This is a genomic window from Luteibacter sp. P4_E6 (genome assembly GCF_056401535.1).
The window spans coordinates 1-1,079 of sequence record NZ_JBFUJE010000874.1; the positions used below are offsets into that span (position 1 = coordinate 1).

A 1,079-nucleotide genomic window follows, 5' to 3' on the forward strand; every position below is an offset into this window, starting at 1 on the left:
CGGTAGCCCTGATAGCGGCGCTCGAATTCGCGCGCCTTGAACGGAAGCTCGGCCTCATTCGTGCTGCACAGGGCGTACCAGCCTCCCATCTCGTCCAGCACGACGTGAATCAGAGGATCATCGAAAGCCACGGAACGCATGCGGCCAACGGAGCCGATGGCCTTCAGCACCTTCGCCCAGGCGGTCATGCCCTGCGTTGCCGTCGATCCCTCGATCAACTTCACGACATCGGCGACCTTGGGCGCCCACTGGCCGTTGTCCGGGTTCTGCGCGTGCAGGCTGAAGGCGCGCGACACGTCCTCAAACTCGAACCGCTTCAGCGCATCCCAGAAGATGCTAAGCATGAACAGCGATGCTTCCTTGCCGTAGTACGCCATGGCGGCCGTCAGCAGATCGGCGAATCTTGTGCTTTCGTTTTCTTGCATCGTCGTGGCCAAGTCAGCGTTGATTTTGCGAAGCGGCGGATTGCTCAGCGAGCCACTCATCGGCGACGCGCTTGTTGCGTTCTTCCAACTGCTGCTGTTTGCCTCTCGGGCCGAAAGCTCCGGCCACCACCACGTCCTGCGTGACGGTTGGGACCTGATCATTCCAACGTTCGCCGTTGAGGTAGGTCGAACCGTAGGGAATGAACTGGCCGCCTTTTTCAAGCCACTTCGGAGTCTTCGATTGCAGGGCCAAGGCCGCGAGGATCGTCGCAAGAAGGTCAGCGGTTGGCTTGAGCTTCACCCAGGCTTTGGCGGCATCCTTGCGACCTTCCTTCCGGGGATACGCTGCCCAGAACTCATCGAACCGATCCGTCGCATCGATCGCGTCCGCGTTGTGACGGTTGCTTTCCTTGACGGTTAGTGACGGTTCTTGACGGTTAGACGGCACCTGCTGCGGGGGTTGGCGCGGCATCTGCGGGGGTTGGTGCATCTCCTGCGGGGGTTGCTGCGCAGTATCTGCGGGGTGCATCTCCTGCGGGGTGCACGACGTGCGGGGGTTGCCACCTGCGTTTTCCGGATTAGTCACTCGCTTGTTCAAGCAGAGCGGCGCATCAATCACGCGAGTGAGAAGCTCGGTTTCGGCCACGTTCGCTT

At 61.0% G+C, this 1,079-nt stretch carries 2 protein-coding genes; both read right to left on the bottom strand.

Annotation, left to right across the window (positions count from 1 at the left end):
* Nucleotides 1-425, bottom strand: a 425-nt coding sequence (locus tag AC1DT2_RS24245; RefSeq protein ID WP_477299286.1) for a DUF6475 domain-containing protein, incomplete at its 3' end; no start/stop codon positions are given.
* Between the two features lie 13 nt (nt 426-438).
* Nucleotides 439-1,079 (bottom strand): hypothetical protein (locus AC1DT2_RS24250; protein ID WP_477299288.1); only part of this gene is annotated, 641 nt, incomplete at its 5' end.